Annotated in this window: 23 protein-coding genes and 1 tRNA gene; 12 read left to right on the top strand and 12 right to left on the bottom strand. The window is 33.0% G+C overall.

Features of this window, described 5'->3' with window-relative positions; all coding sequences use genetic code 11:
• Positions 1–31: 31 nt before the first annotated feature.
• Positions 32–280, bottom strand: a complete 249-nt coding sequence (locus tag ACQH6S_RS08110) for a hypothetical protein (RefSeq protein ID WP_341758049.1) — start codon at positions 278–280, stop codon at positions 32–34.
• A gap of 572 nt (positions 281–852) precedes the next feature.
• Between ACQH6S_RS08110 and ACQH6S_RS08115 the strand changes: the two genes are divergently transcribed.
• The 3 genes from ACQH6S_RS08115 (at position 853) to ACQH6S_RS08125 (ending at position 2,886) form a co-directional block, all read left to right on the top strand.
• Positions 853–1,077, top strand: a complete 225-nt coding sequence (locus ACQH6S_RS08115) for a hypothetical protein (RefSeq protein ID WP_425364459.1) — start codon at positions 853–855, stop codon at positions 1,075–1,077.
• Positions 1,078–1,225: 148 nt separating this feature from the next.
• A complete protein-coding gene (locus ACQH6S_RS08120) occupies positions 1,226–1,474 on the top strand; it encodes a hypothetical protein (RefSeq protein ID WP_341758049.1) in 249 nt (82 codons plus the stop codon).
• Positions 1,475–1,776: 302 nt separating this feature from the next.
• On the top strand, positions 1,777–2,886 hold the full coding sequence (locus ACQH6S_RS08125) for an IS66 family transposase (RefSeq protein WP_425364395.1): 1,110 nt from the start codon (positions 1,777–1,779) through the stop codon (positions 2,884–2,886).
• On the opposite strand, the gene tnpB is transcribed toward ACQH6S_RS08125, so the two are convergent.
• On the bottom strand, positions 2,883–3,236 hold the full coding sequence (gene tnpB / locus ACQH6S_RS08130) for an IS66 family insertion sequence element accessory protein TnpB (protein WP_341752109.1): 354 nt from the start codon (positions 3,234–3,236) through the stop codon (positions 2,883–2,885). The genes ACQH6S_RS08125 and tnpB overlap by 4 nt on opposite strands.
• Positions 3,224–3,649 carry a hypothetical protein gene (locus ACQH6S_RS08135; RefSeq protein ID WP_341758053.1) on the bottom strand — a complete coding sequence of 142 codons (426 nt, stop codon included), beginning with the start codon at positions 3,647–3,649 and terminating at the stop codon, positions 3,224–3,226. Before ACQH6S_RS08135 ends, tnpB begins: the two co-directional genes overlap by 13 nt.
• Positions 3,650–3,713: 64 nt before the next feature.
• Here ACQH6S_RS08135 and ACQH6S_RS08140 point away from each other — a divergent pair, with 64 nt between their 5' ends.
• Both ACQH6S_RS08140 and ACQH6S_RS08145 read left to right on the top strand, forming a co-directional pair.
• Positions 3,714–4,352 (top strand): hypothetical protein, encoded by a 639-nt coding sequence (locus ACQH6S_RS08140; protein WP_425364516.1) that lies wholly within the window; start codon positions 3,714–3,716, stop codon positions 4,350–4,352.
• Between the two features lie 229 nt (positions 4,353–4,581).
• The gene (locus tag ACQH6S_RS08145) at positions 4,582–5,469 is read left to right on the top strand and encodes a HEPN domain-containing protein (protein ID WP_375331676.1); all 888 of its coding nucleotides are present in this window, start codon (positions 4,582–4,584) and stop codon (positions 5,467–5,469) included.
• 80 nt (positions 5,470–5,549) lie between these two features.
• Here the strand turns inward: ACQH6S_RS08145 and ACQH6S_RS08150 are convergent, their stop codons facing one another.
• Positions 5,550–5,810, bottom strand: coding sequence for a type II toxin-antitoxin system RelE/ParE family toxin (locus ACQH6S_RS08150; protein WP_341755541.1), 261 nt, complete (start codon positions 5,808–5,810; stop codon positions 5,550–5,552).
• Complete coding sequence (locus tag ACQH6S_RS08155; RefSeq protein ID WP_341751182.1) at positions 5,811–6,026, bottom strand: hypothetical protein; 216 nt, start codon at positions 6,024–6,026, stop codon at positions 5,811–5,813. It abuts the gene before it with no gap.
• Positions 6,027–6,476: 450 nt separating this feature from the next.
• Here ACQH6S_RS08155 and ACQH6S_RS08160 point away from each other — a divergent pair, with 450 nt between their 5' ends.
• The 4 genes from ACQH6S_RS08160 to ACQH6S_RS08175 all read left to right on the top strand — a co-directional run bounded on the left by ACQH6S_RS08160 (position 6,477) and on the right by ACQH6S_RS08175 (position 8,910).
• The gene (locus ACQH6S_RS08160) at positions 6,477–6,710 is read left to right on the top strand and encodes a recombinase family protein (RefSeq protein ID WP_425364517.1); all 234 of its coding nucleotides are present in this window, start codon (positions 6,477–6,479) and stop codon (positions 6,708–6,710) included.
• A gap of 49 nt (positions 6,711–6,759) precedes the next feature.
• Positions 6,760–7,131 carry an IS630 transposase-related protein gene (locus ACQH6S_RS08165; protein ID WP_425364376.1) on the top strand — a complete coding sequence of 124 codons (372 nt, stop codon included), beginning with the start codon at positions 6,760–6,762 and terminating at the stop codon, positions 7,129–7,131.
• The gene (locus ACQH6S_RS08170) at positions 7,095–7,613 is read left to right on the top strand and encodes an IS630 family transposase (RefSeq protein WP_425364377.1); all 519 of its coding nucleotides are present in this window, start codon (positions 7,095–7,097) and stop codon (positions 7,611–7,613) included. The genes ACQH6S_RS08165 and ACQH6S_RS08170 overlap by 37 nt, the downstream gene beginning before the upstream one ends.
• A 184-nt stretch (positions 7,614–7,797) precedes the next feature.
• Positions 7,798–8,910 (top strand): recombinase family protein, encoded by a 1,113-nt coding sequence (locus ACQH6S_RS08175; RefSeq protein ID WP_425364518.1) that lies wholly within the window; start codon positions 7,798–7,800, stop codon positions 8,908–8,910.
• Here ACQH6S_RS08175 and ACQH6S_RS08180 read toward each other — a convergent pair.
• Positions 8,899–8,975: transfer RNA gene (locus ACQH6S_RS08180), tRNA-Asp, on the bottom strand. The two genes, ACQH6S_RS08175 and ACQH6S_RS08180, sit on opposite strands and share 12 nt — an antisense overlap.
• 230 nt (positions 8,976–9,205) lie before the next feature.
• Here ACQH6S_RS08180 and ACQH6S_RS08185 point away from each other — a divergent pair.
• Genes ACQH6S_RS08185 through ACQH6S_RS08195 form a run of 3 tightly spaced genes read left to right on the top strand, consistent with a single transcriptional unit; the run spans position 9,206 to position 10,473 of the window.
• On the top strand, positions 9,206–9,292 hold the full coding sequence (locus tag ACQH6S_RS08185) for a transposase-like zinc-binding domain-containing protein (protein ID WP_425364722.1): 87 nt from the start codon (positions 9,206–9,208) through the stop codon (positions 9,290–9,292).
• Positions 9,255–9,485 (top strand): hypothetical protein, encoded by a 231-nt coding sequence (locus ACQH6S_RS08190; RefSeq protein WP_425364519.1) that lies wholly within the window; start codon positions 9,255–9,257, stop codon positions 9,483–9,485. The genes ACQH6S_RS08185 and ACQH6S_RS08190 overlap by 38 nt, the downstream gene beginning before the upstream one ends.
• A 37-nt stretch (positions 9,486–9,522) precedes the next feature.
• Complete coding sequence (locus ACQH6S_RS08195) at positions 9,523–10,473, top strand: hypothetical protein (RefSeq protein WP_425360439.1); 951 nt, start codon at positions 9,523–9,525, stop codon at positions 10,471–10,473.
• A 23-nt stretch (positions 10,474–10,496) separates the two neighbouring features.
• On the opposite strand, the gene ACQH6S_RS08200 is transcribed toward ACQH6S_RS08195, so the two are convergent.
• The 6 genes from ACQH6S_RS08200 to ACQH6S_RS08225 all read right to left on the bottom strand — a co-directional run bounded on the left by ACQH6S_RS08200 (position 10,497) and on the right by ACQH6S_RS08225 (position 17,424).
• Positions 10,497–12,284, bottom strand: coding sequence for an AAA family ATPase (locus tag ACQH6S_RS08200; RefSeq protein ID WP_425360440.1), 1,788 nt, complete (start codon positions 12,282–12,284; stop codon positions 10,497–10,499).
• A gap of 49 nt (positions 12,285–12,333) precedes the next feature.
• The gene (metK, locus tag ACQH6S_RS08205; RefSeq protein WP_204839956.1) at positions 12,334–13,494 is read right to left on the bottom strand and encodes a methionine adenosyltransferase; all 1,161 of its coding nucleotides are present in this window, start codon (positions 13,492–13,494) and stop codon (positions 12,334–12,336) included.
• Positions 13,495–14,043: 549 nt separating this feature from the next.
• The gene (locus ACQH6S_RS08210) at positions 14,044–14,601 is read right to left on the bottom strand and encodes an IS630 family transposase (RefSeq protein WP_425360101.1); all 558 of its coding nucleotides are present in this window, start codon (positions 14,599–14,601) and stop codon (positions 14,044–14,046) included.
• Entirely contained in the window at positions 14,553–15,095 is a 543-nt protein-coding gene (locus ACQH6S_RS08215; RefSeq protein WP_425360100.1) for a helix-turn-helix domain-containing protein, read from the bottom strand. The genes ACQH6S_RS08210 and ACQH6S_RS08215 overlap by 49 nt, the downstream gene beginning before the upstream one ends.
• A 17-nt stretch (positions 15,096–15,112) precedes the next feature.
• Positions 15,113–16,234, bottom strand: a complete 1,122-nt coding sequence (locus ACQH6S_RS08220; RefSeq protein ID WP_425364493.1) for an ISAs1 family transposase — start codon at positions 16,232–16,234, stop codon at positions 15,113–15,115.
• Positions 16,235–16,401: 167 nt separating this feature from the next.
• Positions 16,402–17,424 (bottom strand): IS110 family transposase, encoded by a 1,023-nt coding sequence (locus ACQH6S_RS08225; protein ID WP_425364520.1) that lies wholly within the window; start codon positions 17,422–17,424, stop codon positions 16,402–16,404.
• Positions 17,425–17,726: the final 302 nt, after the last annotated feature.

Raw genomic sequence — 17,726 nt, forward strand, 5'->3', positions numbered from 1 at the left:
TTCCCGTTATCAGATTCACCTGGCGGTTCTTTTAATGAATCTGAACTATCTTTTTTTTGTGATCTGCCTTAAAACCAATCAGCATTTCCTTAAGCTTATTTATACTGATATTTGATGATGCTAGCTTGTCTATTAGCTCGTTACAAAATTTCACAAGCTCTACTATCGTTTGCTGTTCATCTCCCGTTAATGAACTTTCCTTGACATGCTGTATTAGTTCTTCTCGTTCTTCAGCACTTAAGGTCGCTACTTTTGGTTTTTTCATTTGATTAATTATCATTATTATTAATATTTCAAATATTATAATATGACTGCTACTTTTTCAACTAGTTTTTTTATTAATCTGTTTTTTATTAATCGGTGATATTTGCATAGTAGAAATCCAAATTTATACAATAAATTCATACTAGCAAAGAAATTAGATAGTGTTACGCAGTTTTGCTGCAAGTATACAGTGATACTTGATGCTTTAAGTGGTAAATTTTAATAAAATTATTTACCCTTGCTTTTTTAAGATTGTAGCTATTTGAGGTAATGAAATAAAAAATTTGAATGTGTAGCGACTTGATATTTCTGATTAATGTCGCCACACATTAAATCTTAATTAGCTAAATTATGTGCTTATTTAATAATTTTGGCCACTGTCTCCAGTTCAACACTACTAATAATAAATTTTATAAAAAATCACTAATTGTGAGCAAAAAGGTGTACTTCTGGGATTAATAAAGATATGTGTGAAGATAATACTACGTGGTGTGGTGTTAAGCACCGAGGTTAGAAGCAACAATCAGCAAATTTTTAAATCTAACCTCAGTGTCTATTTTCCAAACACAAAAAACAGGGATTAATTGTATGACGAGCAATGTCAAAAATCAACAACAAAATGATTCAACAAATGAAAAAATAAATAATATCACTAACATTGCTGCACAAATACTTAGAGAAGTTTTGCAGAGCAATAATATAACTTATATAGAACTTATCGATGTTCGTATAGGTTTAGAAGGAATTGAAATACTTGGCAAAATTTTAGAACATAATAAGCTTATAACGTATACTTGCAGCAAAACTGCGTAACACTATCTAATTTCTTTGCTAGTATGAATTTATTGTATAAATTTGGATTTCTACTATGCAAATATCACCGATTAATAAAAAACAGATTAATAAAAAAACTAGTTGAAAAAGTAGCAGTCATATTATAATATTTGAAATATTAATAATAATGATAATTAATCAAATGAAAAAACCAAAAGTAGCGACCTTAAGTGCTGAAGAACGAGAAGAACTAATACAGCATGTCAAGGAAAGTTCATTAACGGGAGATGAACAGCAAACGATAGTAGAGCTTGTGAAATTTTGTAACGAGCTAATAGACAAGCTAGCATCATCAAATATCAGTATAAATAAGCTTAAGGAAATGCTGATTGGTTTTAAGGCAGATCACAAAAAAAAGATAGTTCAGATTCATTAAAAGAACCGCCAGGTGAATCTGATAACGGGAATGGTGGTAATGAAGGAGAGTGTGATAAGCCCAAAAAGATAGATCGTAGTAATTGGCAAGGTAAATATGGGTTTGATGATTATAAGGATGCGAATACCAGCTATTTAACTCCTGAGAATTTTTGTAGTGGTGATAGCTGTCCTCACTGCTATAATGGCAAACTATATAATAGTGAAGCTAGAAAATTGCTACAATTTACAGGTAATGCTCCAATTACAGTCAACAGATATGTAAAGAAAACGTTACGCTGTAATGCTTGCGATTATACAGTTATGAACAATAAAAATATCAACAAATGGACAAATAGTAGCAGAAGTGCAATAGTGTTACAAAAGACCTATGGTACTCCTTTCTACCGTTTATCTAGGCTACAGAGTTTAAGCGGGGTTCCTATAGCATACAGCTCGCTCTGGCAACAATATTTAGATGTTTGGCAAGAAGGTGGTGGAGCTGAAATTTACGGGGTATTATTGGAAATGGCTGCCGAATGTAGTTCACTGAACCTTGATGATACTAGAGCTAGGATTTTAGAAATTACTATAGCCAATAAAAAATTACGTACTCAAAATAAGAAAGGACGCAGCTGTTATACTACTACAATATGTGCTAAGACTGCAAATAATGAGGTAATAGTTTTATATTTTACCGGTAATAGGCATGGTGGAGAAAATATAGGTAACGTACTAAAGAATCGTAAGAATAGAACAGATTCTATCCAATTAATGACTGACGCAAGTAACAATAATAACCCGGTATTATCAGAAGCAGATAAAGAATTACTGGCAATAATAGTGATGATCAATTGTTTGTCACATGGTCAGAGAAAATTTACAGAAAATGAACTATATTACCCTGAAGAATGCGGATATTTTCTCAAACAAACACGTGGGATTTACCACAATGAACATCAATGTAAAGAGATGAGTCCTGAAGAGAAACTTGGGTATCATCAGGAACATAGCAGTAAATATATAGAAAACATATATAACAAAATAGACGAATTATTTAACGACAAGAAAGTTGAGCCTAATAGTAGGCTTGGACAAGCTATGAAATATTGGATAAATAATAAAGAAGGTTTGACCCAATTTTTAAAAATCCCAGTTAGCAATCTTGATAATAATTGGGCTGAGAGATCACTGCGTACCATTATTTTACAAAGGAAGAATTCATTATTCTTTAAAACAATCAATAGTGCTGAGATACATAGTGGTCTGTATAGTATAGTAAAGACTTGTAGTGAGAACGAGATCAATGCCTTTAAATATTTAAATTGGCTACAAGAGCATAGTAGCAAAGCAAAGAAGCATCCTGAGGATTATACGCCTTTTGCCTATGCAAGATATATGAATAATACGGAATTAATCGAGACAGCAGCTTAAACGACAGGAAGCCAATCATTAGAGAATTTGGCAGAACTAGGATCGCCATTATGAATAAGAATGTGTAAGGTTCTATAACAAATTTGGTAAGATGAATTATCAGATGGGAAAAGTTTTGCCGTAAATTTACCTTTGGATAGGCGTTTAGAGCATAGCCAAAAGCCTTGACCGTCAAAGGACAAAATTTTAATGGCAGTTCTGTTTTTATTATAGAATAAAAACAAGGAACCATTAAGAGGGTCAGAAGAAAGTTTTTGTCTACAAACAGCGATTAAGCCATCGATACCCTTGCGAAAATCGATGGCAATAGTGGCAACAAAAATAACTGACGCCGGGGTTAGTTGCAGCATAAAAATGTCTGAATTATAGTTTTTGGCTCTAGTGTTTGGATAATAAGCTTGGTACCATTTGGTTTAATAATGTGACAAGTATAGTGATTTTGCTTGGGAGCAGCTACAGGATCGGTATCTATAGAATTTACTAGTTGAAATGGGAGAAAATTAATATTTTGTTGTAGGGATTGATTTGAAGTTGAGACAGAAGAAGTTTTGATGGTAGGTTCATGGGCTTTTTTAGTTGAACTAATTGTTGCTTTATTAATATTAAGATGTTTAGCTATCTCTTGGTAAGAATAATGATGGAGTAATTGGTGAACTAATTCCTTTAGATGGTTTGGTATAGGATCAAACTTATTAGTTTTAGTTTGACGCCAAGCTTTAAATTGCTGAGCTACTTGCTCAATAGTAATCGATGGTATTTGCATAGTATGAAACCCAAATGTATAAAAAATTCATACTAACAAAAAAATTAGATAAAGTTATGCAGTTTTGCTGCAAGTATACCTTATAACCGCAATACGTCTTTGCGACAACGATATTGACCTTGAGGGACTAAGTTTGCTTATCAAACTGTTAGAGAATAATCATAGTTTGATTAATATAGATATTGAATATAACAACATTGGGGTTCAAGGGCTAATCATACTAGATGAATTTCTAGAAAATGATAAAACCATAAAGCAAATAAGTCTTAGAGGCAATGATATTGGTGATGAGGGAGTGGATATACTGGCAGGACTTCTAACAAATAATGAAATTATAAAGCAAGTGGATATCTGTAGCAATAACATTAGTGATAAAGGAGCAATCATACTAGCAAGACTTCTAAAGAATAATAACACTATAAAGAAAATATGTCTTAATAATAATATTATTTGTGATGTTGGAATTGTACAGCTTGTTAAAGCTTTGGAAACTAACAGAACCATCAGCCAAATAAACCTTAGCTATAATAATATTACTGACAATGGAGCAATAACACTGGTGGGACTTCTAGAGTCTAATAATAAAATTACAAGCAAAATAATAATAGATTTCACAGATTTTGAAAATGCAAATATTAGTTATCAAGTACAAGAGCTGTTAATTGAGACTCTAGAAAGTCACAACAAAAAACTGGAGGTATAATTTTAAAAATATTTATCTTTTTTTAATAGTGAATATATTGATGTGGTTAAAAAGGTATCTATTACACCAAAAAAGATCATGTTTTGCTTGCAACAATATCACGGTACTCAAATAAAAGCCTAAATGTTATAGGGGAGATTTTTGTACATAGGTGAATTTGCAAAATTCTTTTTGCAATATCTATGCCAATTGTAGTAATCTGTATTATAGATAGCTGCATTACAAATATATGAAAACTGTTTTACCCGAACGCTCCGTGATAATTCAAGAAAGACTTGATAATATCGTCAAAGAAATTCTCGCTGTATCAAAGCACAAGATTGCGATGATTATTTTATTTGGCTCTTACGCTAGAGGAGATTGGGTACAAGATGAGTATAAAAAAGGTCACATTACCTATAGCTATCAAAGTGATCTCGATATTATGTTAGTCATGAAGAAAGGCAAACATGCCGGTCTTGCAGGGTTAGCAATAGAAGATAAAATAGAAAAAAGGTTGGAAAAAAAATCATTAAGAAATCCTTTTGAGTTATGGGTAACTTTGGTACTAGAATCAATCAAGACGGTAAATAGCCAGTTAGAGAAGGGGCATTATTTCTTTTCTGATATTAAGAAAGAAGGAATACTCTTATATGATAGTGGCGAGTTTCAGCTGGCAGAAGCTAAAAATTTACCTTGGACAGAAAGAAGACAAATAGCTGAAAAAGATTATGAGTACTGGTTTACAAAAGGAGCAGAGTTTTTTTTAGAATGTGGATATCCTTTAGAAAGAGGTAATTATCCATTTTCAGCCTTTTTACTTCATCAAGCTACCGAAAGTTTTTATAATGCTATCCTGTTAGTTTTTTCCGGTTATAAACCGAAACTGCACGATATACGAAAACTAGGTAGTATAGCTGGAAATTACAATGAAGAACTATGGCAAATATTTCCTCATTCTAGTATTGAGCAAAGGCAATGTTTTAGATTACTTGAACAGGCTTATATTGAAGCTCGCTATAACAAAGATTATAAAATAACTAAAGAACAGCTACTTTACCTTATTGATAGAGTTAAAAAATTAAAAACAGTGACAGAAAAAATTTGCTTGGAAAGGATTAATAAAGAGGTAATTTAAGCTCCTTAATATAGACAAAGTAAGTCTATAAACGCAATGACCTATAAGTTTGAGGGTATTAGGGTATAGTAGTTTTGTTGTTATGAATTATTATAACAATCTTTGCGGTGTTGAATTACTAGTATATTAATTGTTGTATCTACTATTTGATAAATCACTCTATAATCACCAATTCTGAGGGAGCGGCAACCTTTGAAGCTATGTTTTAAAGGTTTACCAAATTTTATTGGATCAGATAATAGCTTTTTTTCAATGGTTATCTTTATTAAATATTTAACTGGTGTAGAAAGCTTAGGGATATCTTTATGTATAACTTGATCTGAATAGAGAAGATTATACATTTATTTCCAAACATCCGTATGACGAATCCATTCCTTAGTATTACCTATCCTTTCATCTGCTAATTTAGCTAATATTTTGTCCTCTTGAAGTTCTAGACTAGTTATAATAAGGTCTTTTGCTACTTTAGATAGGGATTCATTGTTGATTTTAGCAAGACCTGCAATTTCATCAAATATTTTCTCGTCTAAAGACACTAATAATCGTTTAGCTGCCATAAGATCACTACAATTTATTTGTTATGACTCAATTGTATCATATCTGATACAGAATATCAATAAAAGGGATCGATGTAAATAGTGGCATTCAGTTAAGTTTTTAACTTATCTATTTTAAAGCAACCCCATATAAATAAAAAAGCCCATATTTAGACTTAGAGCGTAATAATTTAAAAAACTGTTCCCTACCATAAGAACACTAAAAAGCCGTGTAATAGCCTTAAAATAGATAAATAGGGGTATCTATGATAAACCACTTGATAAAGTTACTCTTGCTACGAGTTAAAACAATTATTTTTACAATAAGCAAAAATTATTAATGCTGAAAAAGAAATGTTACACTTGGCTCTAATACTGAGGTTACTTGGATAATTTAATGCAAACTCAACTTGACTCGTCCAGTATTTAATCTATCTCTGAATGCATAATACTTTTATCAAAGGGAAAAATATGCCAGACAAAGCAACAAAATCAATAATTTTAGTTCGTGTTTCAACAAGGGAGCAAGAAGAAGGGTATTCAATTGAAGCTCAAAAATATAGATTAGTAGAATATTGCCAACGTAAAAATCTTGAAGTTATCGAAACTTTTGAAATTATCGAATCTTCAAGCAGAGGTGATCGCAAACAATTTAAAAAGATGATCAAATTTGCTAAAAGCCATAGAGAAACAATTGCTATATAGTAAATCAAATTGAATTAGGTGATAAGATGTGGTATAAATAAAGGAAAAAATGTCAACAAGTCCATATAGTCAAGATTTAAGAGAAAAAGTAATAAATTATATAGAAAAAGGTAATAGTCAAGAATCTGCTGCTAGAATATTTGCTATACATAAAAATACAATTAGCCGTTGGAACGTAAGGAGAAGAAAAGAAGGAACAGTGCTGGCAAGAGCTAGACTAGGATTTAAAAGTAAGATTGATAAAAAAGCATTGGAATATTTCGTAACAAATAACCCTAATAGTAAGCTACAAGAAATTGGTAAGAATTTTGGAATTACAGGTTCTCAAGTAGCTAATATATTAAAAAAGTTAGGATTTAGTTATAAAAAAAAACCTTTAGCTATTTGGAAGCAAGTGCAGAGAAACGATCTGATTATTTAGAAAAGATCAGTAAATATGATAAAGATAAAATAGTATATCTTGATGAAAGTGGGATAGATATGACAATTTGCCAAGATAGAGGTTGGGGTAAGATAGGAGAATTATTGATTGGCAAGAAGAGTGGGAAGCATTATCAAAGGACTAATATAATAGCTGGTTTAGTAAATAACAAACCAATAGCCCCTTTTGTTTTTAATAAAACTTGTAATACAGAACTATTTAATAATTGGGTTGAAAAATTTTTGATTAAAGAGTTAACAGCAGGACAGGTTGTAGTGATGGATAACGTTAGTTTTCATAAATCTCAAAAGACAAAAGAGCTAATAGAATCAGTTGGTTGTGAAGTTATTTTTTTACCCCCATATTCTCCAGACTTAAATCCAATAGAAAAATTTTGGGCTAATATGAAGCGATGGATTCGAAACAAAATAGCGGAAATTGGTACATTATCTAAAGCTATTTCTGCATTCTTTGTCACCTAATTCAATTTGATTTACTATAGTTGCTGATAAAGTAGATCGAGTACAAAGAAGAATCTCAGAAATTTCATTACTAGAAGAACCAATAAAAGCTGGTAAGATAGAATTACATTTTAGAACAGAAGGTTACATAATAGATAAAGATTCTCAGTCTCATGCAAAGCTAATGTGGGGGATGAACGTATTGATGGCACAATCTTACGTTGATAGTTTAAGTGATAACGTTAAAAGAAGCCTAGATCATAAATTGCGTAAAGGAGAGTGGATAGGACCAGCCCCTCTTGGTTACCTAAATAGCCGAGATGAAAAAGGAAACAGTATAGTAATTCTCGATCCTGTAAGAGGTTCTATCATAAAAAAACTCTTTGAAGAATATGCAACAGGAATGTATACTCTTAATTATTTGACTGAAAAAGCTAAGGAGCTTGGTCTTAGAAGCAAAAACAATTGCTACGTCAATAAAACAGTAGTGCATCGAATGATCCAACAACCTTTCTATTATGGTGAAATGAGAGTAAAAGGAGAGATGTGGTCACATGGTTACCAAGCAATTATAACAAAAGAGACTTTTATGGCATGTAAAGATGTACGTTTAGGGTGGAAGAAGAAGCCTTTTAAATATGGTGGTAAGGATTTTCTTTTTAGAGGATTAATCACCTGTGCAGTAACTGGTAAAGTTGTAACAGCTGAAACTCACAGCAAAACATATTCAGATGGCAAAGTGGACGAATGGACTTATTTAGGTACATGGGATCCAAAGAATCCAAACAAAAAGATTTATGTAAGAGAAGATGAGGTTTTAAAGCAGGTAGAAGAGGTTTTTAAAAGAATAGGTATAAGAGACCCAGAAATGCTAAAAGAGACTCTAGCCTATTTAAAAAACACAAATGAACTAAAGAAAGATGAGCATGGGCAAGCAACAGCTGCTTTAAAGAAAGAACATACCGAAAATGAGAATAGATTAAATTCATTAATAGATTTGCGACTCAATGGAGAACTTAGCACAGAAGAATTTCAAAGAAAAAAACAACAATTAAAAGATCGCCAATATGAAATTGCTCGTTTAATTAAAGTTTATGAGGAAGCAGACGATAAATTTACTGATACCGCTACAACGCTAATAACTCTAGCATCTGAAGCCTATGAAACCTTCAAAGGTTCTGAAATGCCCCAAAAACGCAAAATGATAAATTTCGTATTTCAGAACCTCAAGCTGAGGGGCAAAAAACTTGAGACCTCTCTACGTTTCCCGTTCGATATTTTTGAAAAAACGACAACTTGTACCGAATGGCGGGAGTGACGGGACTCGAACCCGCGACCTTCTGCGTGACAGGCAGACGCTCTAACCAACTGAGCTACACCCCCTTTTCAATATCTATAACATATAGGCAAGTCGTAATATATATAAAGTCAACCCTTTTGTCAAGAACTCATCAGTAACTTGTCAGGCGTTGCCTAGAAACAGTTGGTATACTCTTCAAATCATTTGAGTATATGAAATAAAATATTGCTAGAGTATGATAAGTGAATAGCAATAAGGAGAACAAATCTCAGGGGAATGGAAAGAATGTAAAACATACAAATTTGAAAACATAGTGAAGAATGGTTTACAAGATGGGGTGCAAAGATATAAATGCAAGATTTGTGGTTGTGTTTTTCGAGGTAAAGAAGCAAAGTTATAGTGCAGAGTTTAAAATAATTGACTATAACTGCTGGATAATGGGAGAGAAGGAAGAACTTGTTGTATGGGCATTAAAAACCACCCATTATAGCATAATATGTATATCACAAAAGCAACAACATTACAAGCATAAGAACTTAAAAAAATATGTATTTAGTAAAATTGCTAGTAGGAACCAACAGAATATATTATAATATACGCAAGTATATTCAATAACTAACTGGTTATAATATGTCTGAGAAACGTGATATTAATGAAGAATTTGAAAAAGTATCTAATGATTTAGATAAAGAATTATCTAAATTTGAAAAAGTGGGAGATATCTTCAATGATTCATTAGATAGGATGGCTGGTTCCGTTTCCGATCAGGAAGTAGATAAATTGCTAGAACAAATGCAATCTGAAGTGAATTTAGATAAGAAAAGTGCAGCATTAGGCAAACAAAAAGATCAAGAATTAGCAGATAGGCTTAAGGCTATAAGAGATCCAAGACCTACGGAAGAAGCGTTAAAAAATCCTGCACCAATACCAACTGTCAAAGAATTAGAGGATAGACTGAAAAAGTTAAAAGATTCAACAAAAATTGTTGAAAAGCAAACTGCCGAAAAACCGCAAAAGAAAATTAGAAAATTAAATGAAAAATTAAAAGATAATGAGATTAAACAGTCTCAGTCGATAAAACCAATAAAAAAAGCAGTTAATAAAGCAGCTACCAGCTCAAAGGATAATAAGTTACAGACTAACGCTCCTGCAGCATTGCCAGAACCGGTAATTAGGGAACCGTCTGAATCCGATAAGAGAGATAAAGACACTTTGCCACCATCAATGACCAAACCTGAACAAACAACAGGTTGGTTTGCAAAAATTATAAACGCTATTATAGAGGTTATTGTTGATAATATTAAAGGACTCCTTGGTAAACCACAAATTCAAGATACTACTAAACAGCAGAGTCAACAAATGCCGTTAGAGAAAGTGCAAGCAGATGTTAAGAAGCTAAATGAACCATTAGTAGCATTTAAAAAGAGACAAGAATTAAGGACAGATAGATTAAGACAAAGTCTACAAAAGGTTAGGCAAGGAAAAACCCCTTCTAGCACTTCAAAATTATCCACAATCTCACCAACAAAGGCACCAACGAAACCACCAGTAATTAGGCAAAAACCTAGTAATAATAGATAAAACTACTTCCTTGGAATATTAAACTATAGCTGATATTCTAGAGCCACTTCCTTACCGCAAAAAGCCATAGATATTTTGATGATTTTTTGAACATGGGAGTATTCTTTTATTTTAGCCTCATATCGTTTTTTTGCTATTTGCTCTAGCCCTTCTCTGGCAACAGATTCTAAAATATCAGGAGATTTACATATTTTATATTCAATAATAATAGCATTGTCACTTTTACCTATCTTGGGTAGTAGCACAATATCCGCCCTACCGCTACCGGTTTCTCTTTCACTGTCTATTATGTAGTCGGAAGCTAAGGTATTAATCAAACCTAGCATAAAGCCACTATAAAATAGCTCGGCTTTTTTCTCGCCAGTTTGATGAAAACTAGTAGCGTTTAGTAATAATTCTTGCAACCTTTCTTTAAACTGTTCTATTTTACCTGCCGGCAACAAAGTAGCAAAAGAATAATATCGAAAATGATCAATTTGTAACTGATCAGTTACCCATTGGAGCATTCTGGCATTATATATATATCGTACCTCTTTATTTGGTACCGACAATTCGTAAATATCTTCTTCTGGTTTTTTAGCAACAGGGTTTAAATAACCGCTAAATAACAACAAGCTAAATAATCCTACTGGCTTGTTGATATCAGCAAAACTAATTTGTTTGACAATCGGTGAGATAATAGCCTTTCCGGCAGCTAAGCTCTGTAAATCTTCCTGCATTCCATCTGACAATAATGCTTTATCAACAAGAGCCGTCCCCCCACTATCAAGCCAATAATGATCAAGCTTGCCTTTATGAGCTAAACATTGCATAATCGACCATGGATTATAGATGATCTCCCCACCAAAACTATAGCCATTATACCAAGCTTTAATTTGTTCAGGATTAGTTGCTGTTGGTACTTTTGCTAACAATTCATCAACTTCTGCTTGAGTAAAACCATAGAACTTAGAAAATTCTTCATCAAGCAAGCTATATTCACTAACATTATTCAAATCCGAAAATAAATTAGCCTTAGCAACTCGTAATATGCCAGTTATTACGCCTTTTTCTAAATAAGGATTAGTTTTTAAACTACTGCCAAACATCCCGCGGAATATTTCAAGTACCTGTTCAAATTCTTCTGGCTTGTTACCAAACTTAATGTATGAACTATTGATCGGTGTGTCATATTCATCGATCAATATATAAACTTTTTGACCAAAATGTTTGTACAATACTTCACTCAAAACCCGTAAACTATCTTTTAAGTCTTCTTTATCAAGCTTTCCTGTAAAATATCGATTTAACTTTTCCTTTTGTGCCTCATCTAGTAATTTTTCATCTGTTGTTATATAACGCTTTAAGTATCGATGGTTTGTAAATAAATTAGTTACTTGATTTTTTATCCCACTTTCAATTTCTTGGTAATTACTGCCTTTAACATCCTTAAAATTTATGGAAATCACCGGAAATTGACCTTGACGTTTCATGTTACTTGCGTCATGAACAATCTTTAAAGATTTGAGCTCTTTAGTTTCGTCAAATCCTAAATCTACTGTACCACCAGTAAATAGCTTGCTATTTACTCTATCCTCTTCAGGTAAAGGCGTACCTCTCTCATCCACCTCTATCTCAAAAAATTTCTGCAGCATGTTCATATTCAAGCTCTTACCCCACCGTCTTGGTCTAGTAATTAGGATAACTTTACCACTATCTTCTAGCAATTCCTTTATCATTAGACTTTTATCAACAAATACATCACTATTAACTAGCAGGTCATAGAATTCATCGGTACCTACCCTCATTCTTGGTGGTTTATTATTTTCCATATAAATATCTCGATCGGTTGTATTATGATTAAATCAGCTTTCATGGGTGTCATTTTTTTAGTGAAACAGTACGTAGTAACGCTACTTTGTCCAGTTGTTCCCAAGCAAAATTCTGATCTTCTCTACCAAAATGCCCATATACCGCTGTTTTTTGATAACAAGCAGTTTGCAATTTGAGTTGTTTTATAATTCTACCTGGTCTTAGATCAAAATGCTCATTTACTAATTCTGCTATTTCGTTATCAGTTAGTTTACCAGTACCAAAAGTGTTAACAAAAATAGATACAGGAGCTGCCACTCCAATTGCGTAGGATATTTGTATTTCACAACGATCTGCTATCTCAGCTCCTACAATATTCTTCGCAATATAGCGAGCCATGTAAGCAGCAGAGCGATCTATTTTTGTTGGATCTTTGCCAGAAAAACAACCACCACCATGCCTAGCCATTCCCCCATAAGTATCTACTATAATTTTTCTACCAGTAAGCCCACAATCTCCTACAGGTCCACCAATAACGAATCTACCAGTAGGGTTAATTAAATATTTTGTGTCTTTAGTAATCCATTCTGCTGGTAGTTCTGGTTTAATAATTTCATCCATTACTGCTTCTACTAGCTGGCTATGAGTTACATGGCTATAATGCTGAGTTGATAATACAACCGTATCAACACCAATCGGCTTATTGCCTTGATATCGTAAAGTAATTTGTGATTTTGCATCTGGACCAAGCCATGGCAAAATTCCTTGCTTACGTAATTTAGCTTGCCTCTTAACTAATTTATGAGCATAATATATTGGAGCTGGCATCAGAACTTCTGTTTCATTACAAGCGTAACCAAATACCATCCCTTGATCACCAGCACCAATCATATCCTCATCTTGGTTATCCACACCAATAGCTATATCTACTGATTGTTTGGTAATACCGGATATAACAGCACAAGAATCCGCGTCAAACCCAAGACTTGGATCGTTATAACCAATCTCTCTTACTGTATCACGTGCTATTTGCTCTATATCAACCCAAGAATTTGTAGTAATCTCTCCACTTACTAAAATCATACCAGTTTTCACTAAAGTCTCACATGCAACACGGCATTTAGGATCTTGAGTGATAATTGCATCTAAAATAGCATCAGAAATTTGGTCAGCAATTTTATCTGGGTGTCCTTCAGACACCGATTCAGAGGTAAAGATTTTATTCATTATCATAAAATACTCTTTTATTAACATTTTCATTTATAGCTATAAATATAACAGATTTTTATCATCCACTAATAGCTGTTTTCATTATTTTTTCATTCCCATTTCCTCTTGTCATTTCCGCTTCGGTGCGGAATCTAGACCCCGCACCAAAGCAGGGGTGACAACTACACTTTTTTGTCATATATGGACGAGTGAATTTGTCAAGAAAGAAAATAAAAAAATAGAGCCACAAAGGAAGCGGTCATATATTCGGCATCGAATGCCATAATGGTTTCTGCATTCTTATAAATATCCTTGAGTGACCTCTCATTCCCACGGCTTCTAGAGCCTCGACATAATTACGGATTTTATTCAGAATACTTATTCATTAACTCTTTAACTTTCGTTCTCTTTATTGTTACTATTCTTTACTCACAATATTTATCAATTACCAATTTTTATTTAGTTGACATAGTTTCTTCTTTTTTTCCCACTAAACTAATTTGCAACATATTCGCTACCATTGGTGACTACTGCATAAGCAATCCTTGCTAATACCAAATCACTATCTAATTAACAAGATACTATCCAATTCCAAGCACATATAGATTTGACAATTGCAGGATTATTTTCATAATAATTACATGCTGTGATTAGTTGATTTTCTATAGCATTCATTGAATCAAAAGCTAGGTTATAAAAGAATTTTTCCCTCATATCATCCCATATATTTTCTTGTGGGTTTAATTGTGGGCTATATGGTGGCAAGTAAGCTAGTTTAATATTATTAGGTAATAATTCTTTATCGAGTTTATGTGCAGCAGCTCCATCGCATACTACTAAAAGAAAATTATCCTTATAACGCTTTGCCATTTCTTGTAGCATTAACATCATCCAATCTTGGTTCATTAAAGGCAAAATAAGGAAACAACTAGCACCGTCAAATGGACAAATTGCCCCATAAGTATAAGTATATTCACGAATAATTTGTTTCTTAAGTAAAGGCCTGATTCCAGCCGGAACCCAGCAACGCCTTAATGAATCTATACGACCAAAACGTGCCTCATCTTGGAAGAATATCTTTAATTCCTTGCCTTCAGTTGCTGCTGATACTCTTGCTTCTTTAACCATATCAGGCCACTTTTTTTAAAAGTTTCTACCGCATCCTTCTTTTGTTTAGGATGGTATGGTCTTGGTGCAATTTTACGCCACCCATGCCTATGAAGCAGCCTATAAGCTGTGTAACGTGCTATTTTACTACCAACCGTTTCCTCAAAAATCTTATGCACCTTGCTAATTTCTACTATCCCACCATTAACGGCATTCTGTTCTATCTTTTTAAGCATCTCACGTTCTTGCTCTTGAGTTAGATAACTTCTGTATCTCCCACCTTTCTTCCTGCTACATAGTGCCTTTAAGCCTTTTTTCCGACATTGACTATGGGTTCTGTGAACATGACTTTCTGATAATCCTGTAACTTTAGCAATCAATGATGTCGGCATTTTTTCACTCACTCTTAGATAGATTGATTGATAACGTCTAAATTCTTCTTTAGTCTTTGCTTCATTCATTAATTGTTTCACTTCTTCTACATTAACTTCTAATACCTTATACCCTCTAGACACGGCGACCTGATGAACAATTAGTTAAATTGTATTAAGGCATTAATAAAACGCTTTAAGTTATTTGATGACCAACCCATAGTAAGCATCATTTTTGGTTTGGTCTCTCTTTTGGTCTTTATTCTATTTAAAATATTCAATACAAACCTTCGGATAATAGCCATATTTGCAGGAGCATTGCCTTGACGTATGCTGCTCGCATCTTCATTAAATACCACATCGAGTACCCAATGCATAGATTCAATTCCCCAATGAGACCTTATGCTTTTTAACATCGCTTCAGCGGAATTATTAGAACTACTAATATAATAATTTACTGATTCTGATACTTTATTTTTTTCAACTACTTTTCTTTTTACTTGAATAACACAATTCAAACCAGCCCATTGCTCATAACCAAATATTTTTTTAACATCACGTATTACACAGCATTTTCTTTCTTCAACTCTACCATGTCCTTTATCATAAGTTTCTGCTACATCTGTTTCTAGAAACCTAGCTACATCTGACTCAAAGAACTTTTCAACCTCATTATACAATCCAGGATGATTCATCTTTAACCCTAAAATATAGTCAGCTTCTTTTTCTACAATCTGTTTGGCTATGTTTTTTTGACACCCCATGGCATCAATAGTAACTATTGCATTTTTAATATCTAAACATTCTATTGCTTCTGGAATAGCTGTGATTTCATTGTCTTTGCTATCAATTGCTTGACCAAATAAAGTGACCCCTGATTCAACTGCATAGACATTTAAAAAATGCAATGCTCTACTATCTTTACATTTTGAACCTCTAAGCGTCTTACCATCTATTGCATAATGTTTCTCGTTTAAATCATGATTAAAATATTTTATTAACACATTATTTAATTGCTTAGAATCACATCTAGTAATAAAACTTCTAATAGTACAATCACTAGGAGTGCCATTTTTAAAGGGTAAATATTCTCTTAAAGTATCAATATGAGCTTTACCAAATTCTTCAATTTCTTCCCAACTCTCTGCCCTTGCTGCAACCGCTACTACCGCTAAAAACAATAATTCTATTAACGGATAGGCTATTTTACTCTCTTGTCTATGTTCTTTAATATCGCAAAAATGTTCTGCAAAACTCTTGACAAATTCTTTTTCTTTTAACATCAATATCCCTAAAAATAATTATCTTATTTAGAGATTCTTACGTCATTTCTATACTTTTTGCAAAAACTTTATTATTACAATATCATTAACTTTTATTCATCAGACCGCCGTGACCCTCTAGACATCTTAATTAACACTATACTATCTTAAATAACACACTATAGCATCTATATTATTAAATAGATAGTGATTTGGTATAACTTATTTGCTAAACCAACACATATAATATTATATGATTTATTTTCAGCAAATTTCTTCACTGCCCACTGCACTAGTTTATCTTTTGATTCCTTATCACTTTTTGCTCTTATTGCTATTGTCCTTGCGGCTTGAATCAACATAGTTCTGGCATATCTATCTCCTTGTTTGGTAATCCCTCCTAAAACTATCTTATCTCCTGAGCTATGTTGCTTTGGTACCAAACCAAGCGAAGCAGCAAAATCCCTCGGGGTTGGATAACTTTCCATTGGGGCTACACTCAAACAACTAGCATTGATTGCTCCAATGCCAAAAATTGTCTGCAACCTAGTAGCTTTCTCACTTTGCTTATTATTGCTGATAATCAGCTTTTCTAAAGTTTTTTCTTTGTCACATAAATCCTCAATTTCTTTACATTCTAAAAGTAAAATTGACCTTATCCCAGAATTTATATAACCTTTACTATACGCTAACTCTACCTCCAGCCTACATGATTTGCAAAATTTATTTTTACTTAATTTTGTATTATAGCCATATTCACATAAACTTGATATTGTAGAATTAGTTTTTTGCACACGATCTCTGATCGTATTACTTCTAATTTTATGCAAGAATTTTATATCTTGTTCCTCCTTGCTTTTTAGTAGCACAGTTTTTAATTCTGGATCACGAGCCGCTTTGCATATTGCTAACGCATCGTTATAATCATTTTTCTGTTTCGATGTAGCATAAACTTTTACATCTTTTGTTTTCATTAGTTTGACTTGCAAACCAAGCTTAGCAATTTCCTGTGACCAATAATTAGCTCCTCCACATGCTTCCATAGCTACCAATGAACTTTTATCGAGATTGCTTAAATAGGCTATTAACTCATCTCTTGTAACTTTTTGGTAACCTATTTTTTTGCCATTTTGATCGACTTGCACCAAGTGCATACTATTTTTTGCTAAATCTATTCCTATTATAGTATTTTTTATGCTATTATTTATCATGGTATGGACCTATTAATTAAATTATTATTTAATTTGGAGCAGCTGAAAACTATTTTTCAGCTGACTCCGTACAAGTAAAGCATATTTCGCTTCACTCGTCCATACCATCATTCCCGCGTAAGCGGGAATCTATAATACCTCAGGGCATTTTTAGATACCTACTTTCGCAGGGATGACAACCATTATCCTATATTTTATTCAAATCTGCAAAAAAACTTGATTATCGAGTTATAGATTCCGCACCGAAGCGGGAATGACGAAAAAGTTAGATGTCACCCTTGCGAAAGTAGGGGTCTTAGATT

Source organism: Candidatus Tisiphia endosymbiont of Mystacides longicornis (assembly GCF_964031095.1).
Taxonomy (GTDB): domain Bacteria; phylum Pseudomonadota; class Alphaproteobacteria; order Rickettsiales; family Rickettsiaceae; genus Tisiphia.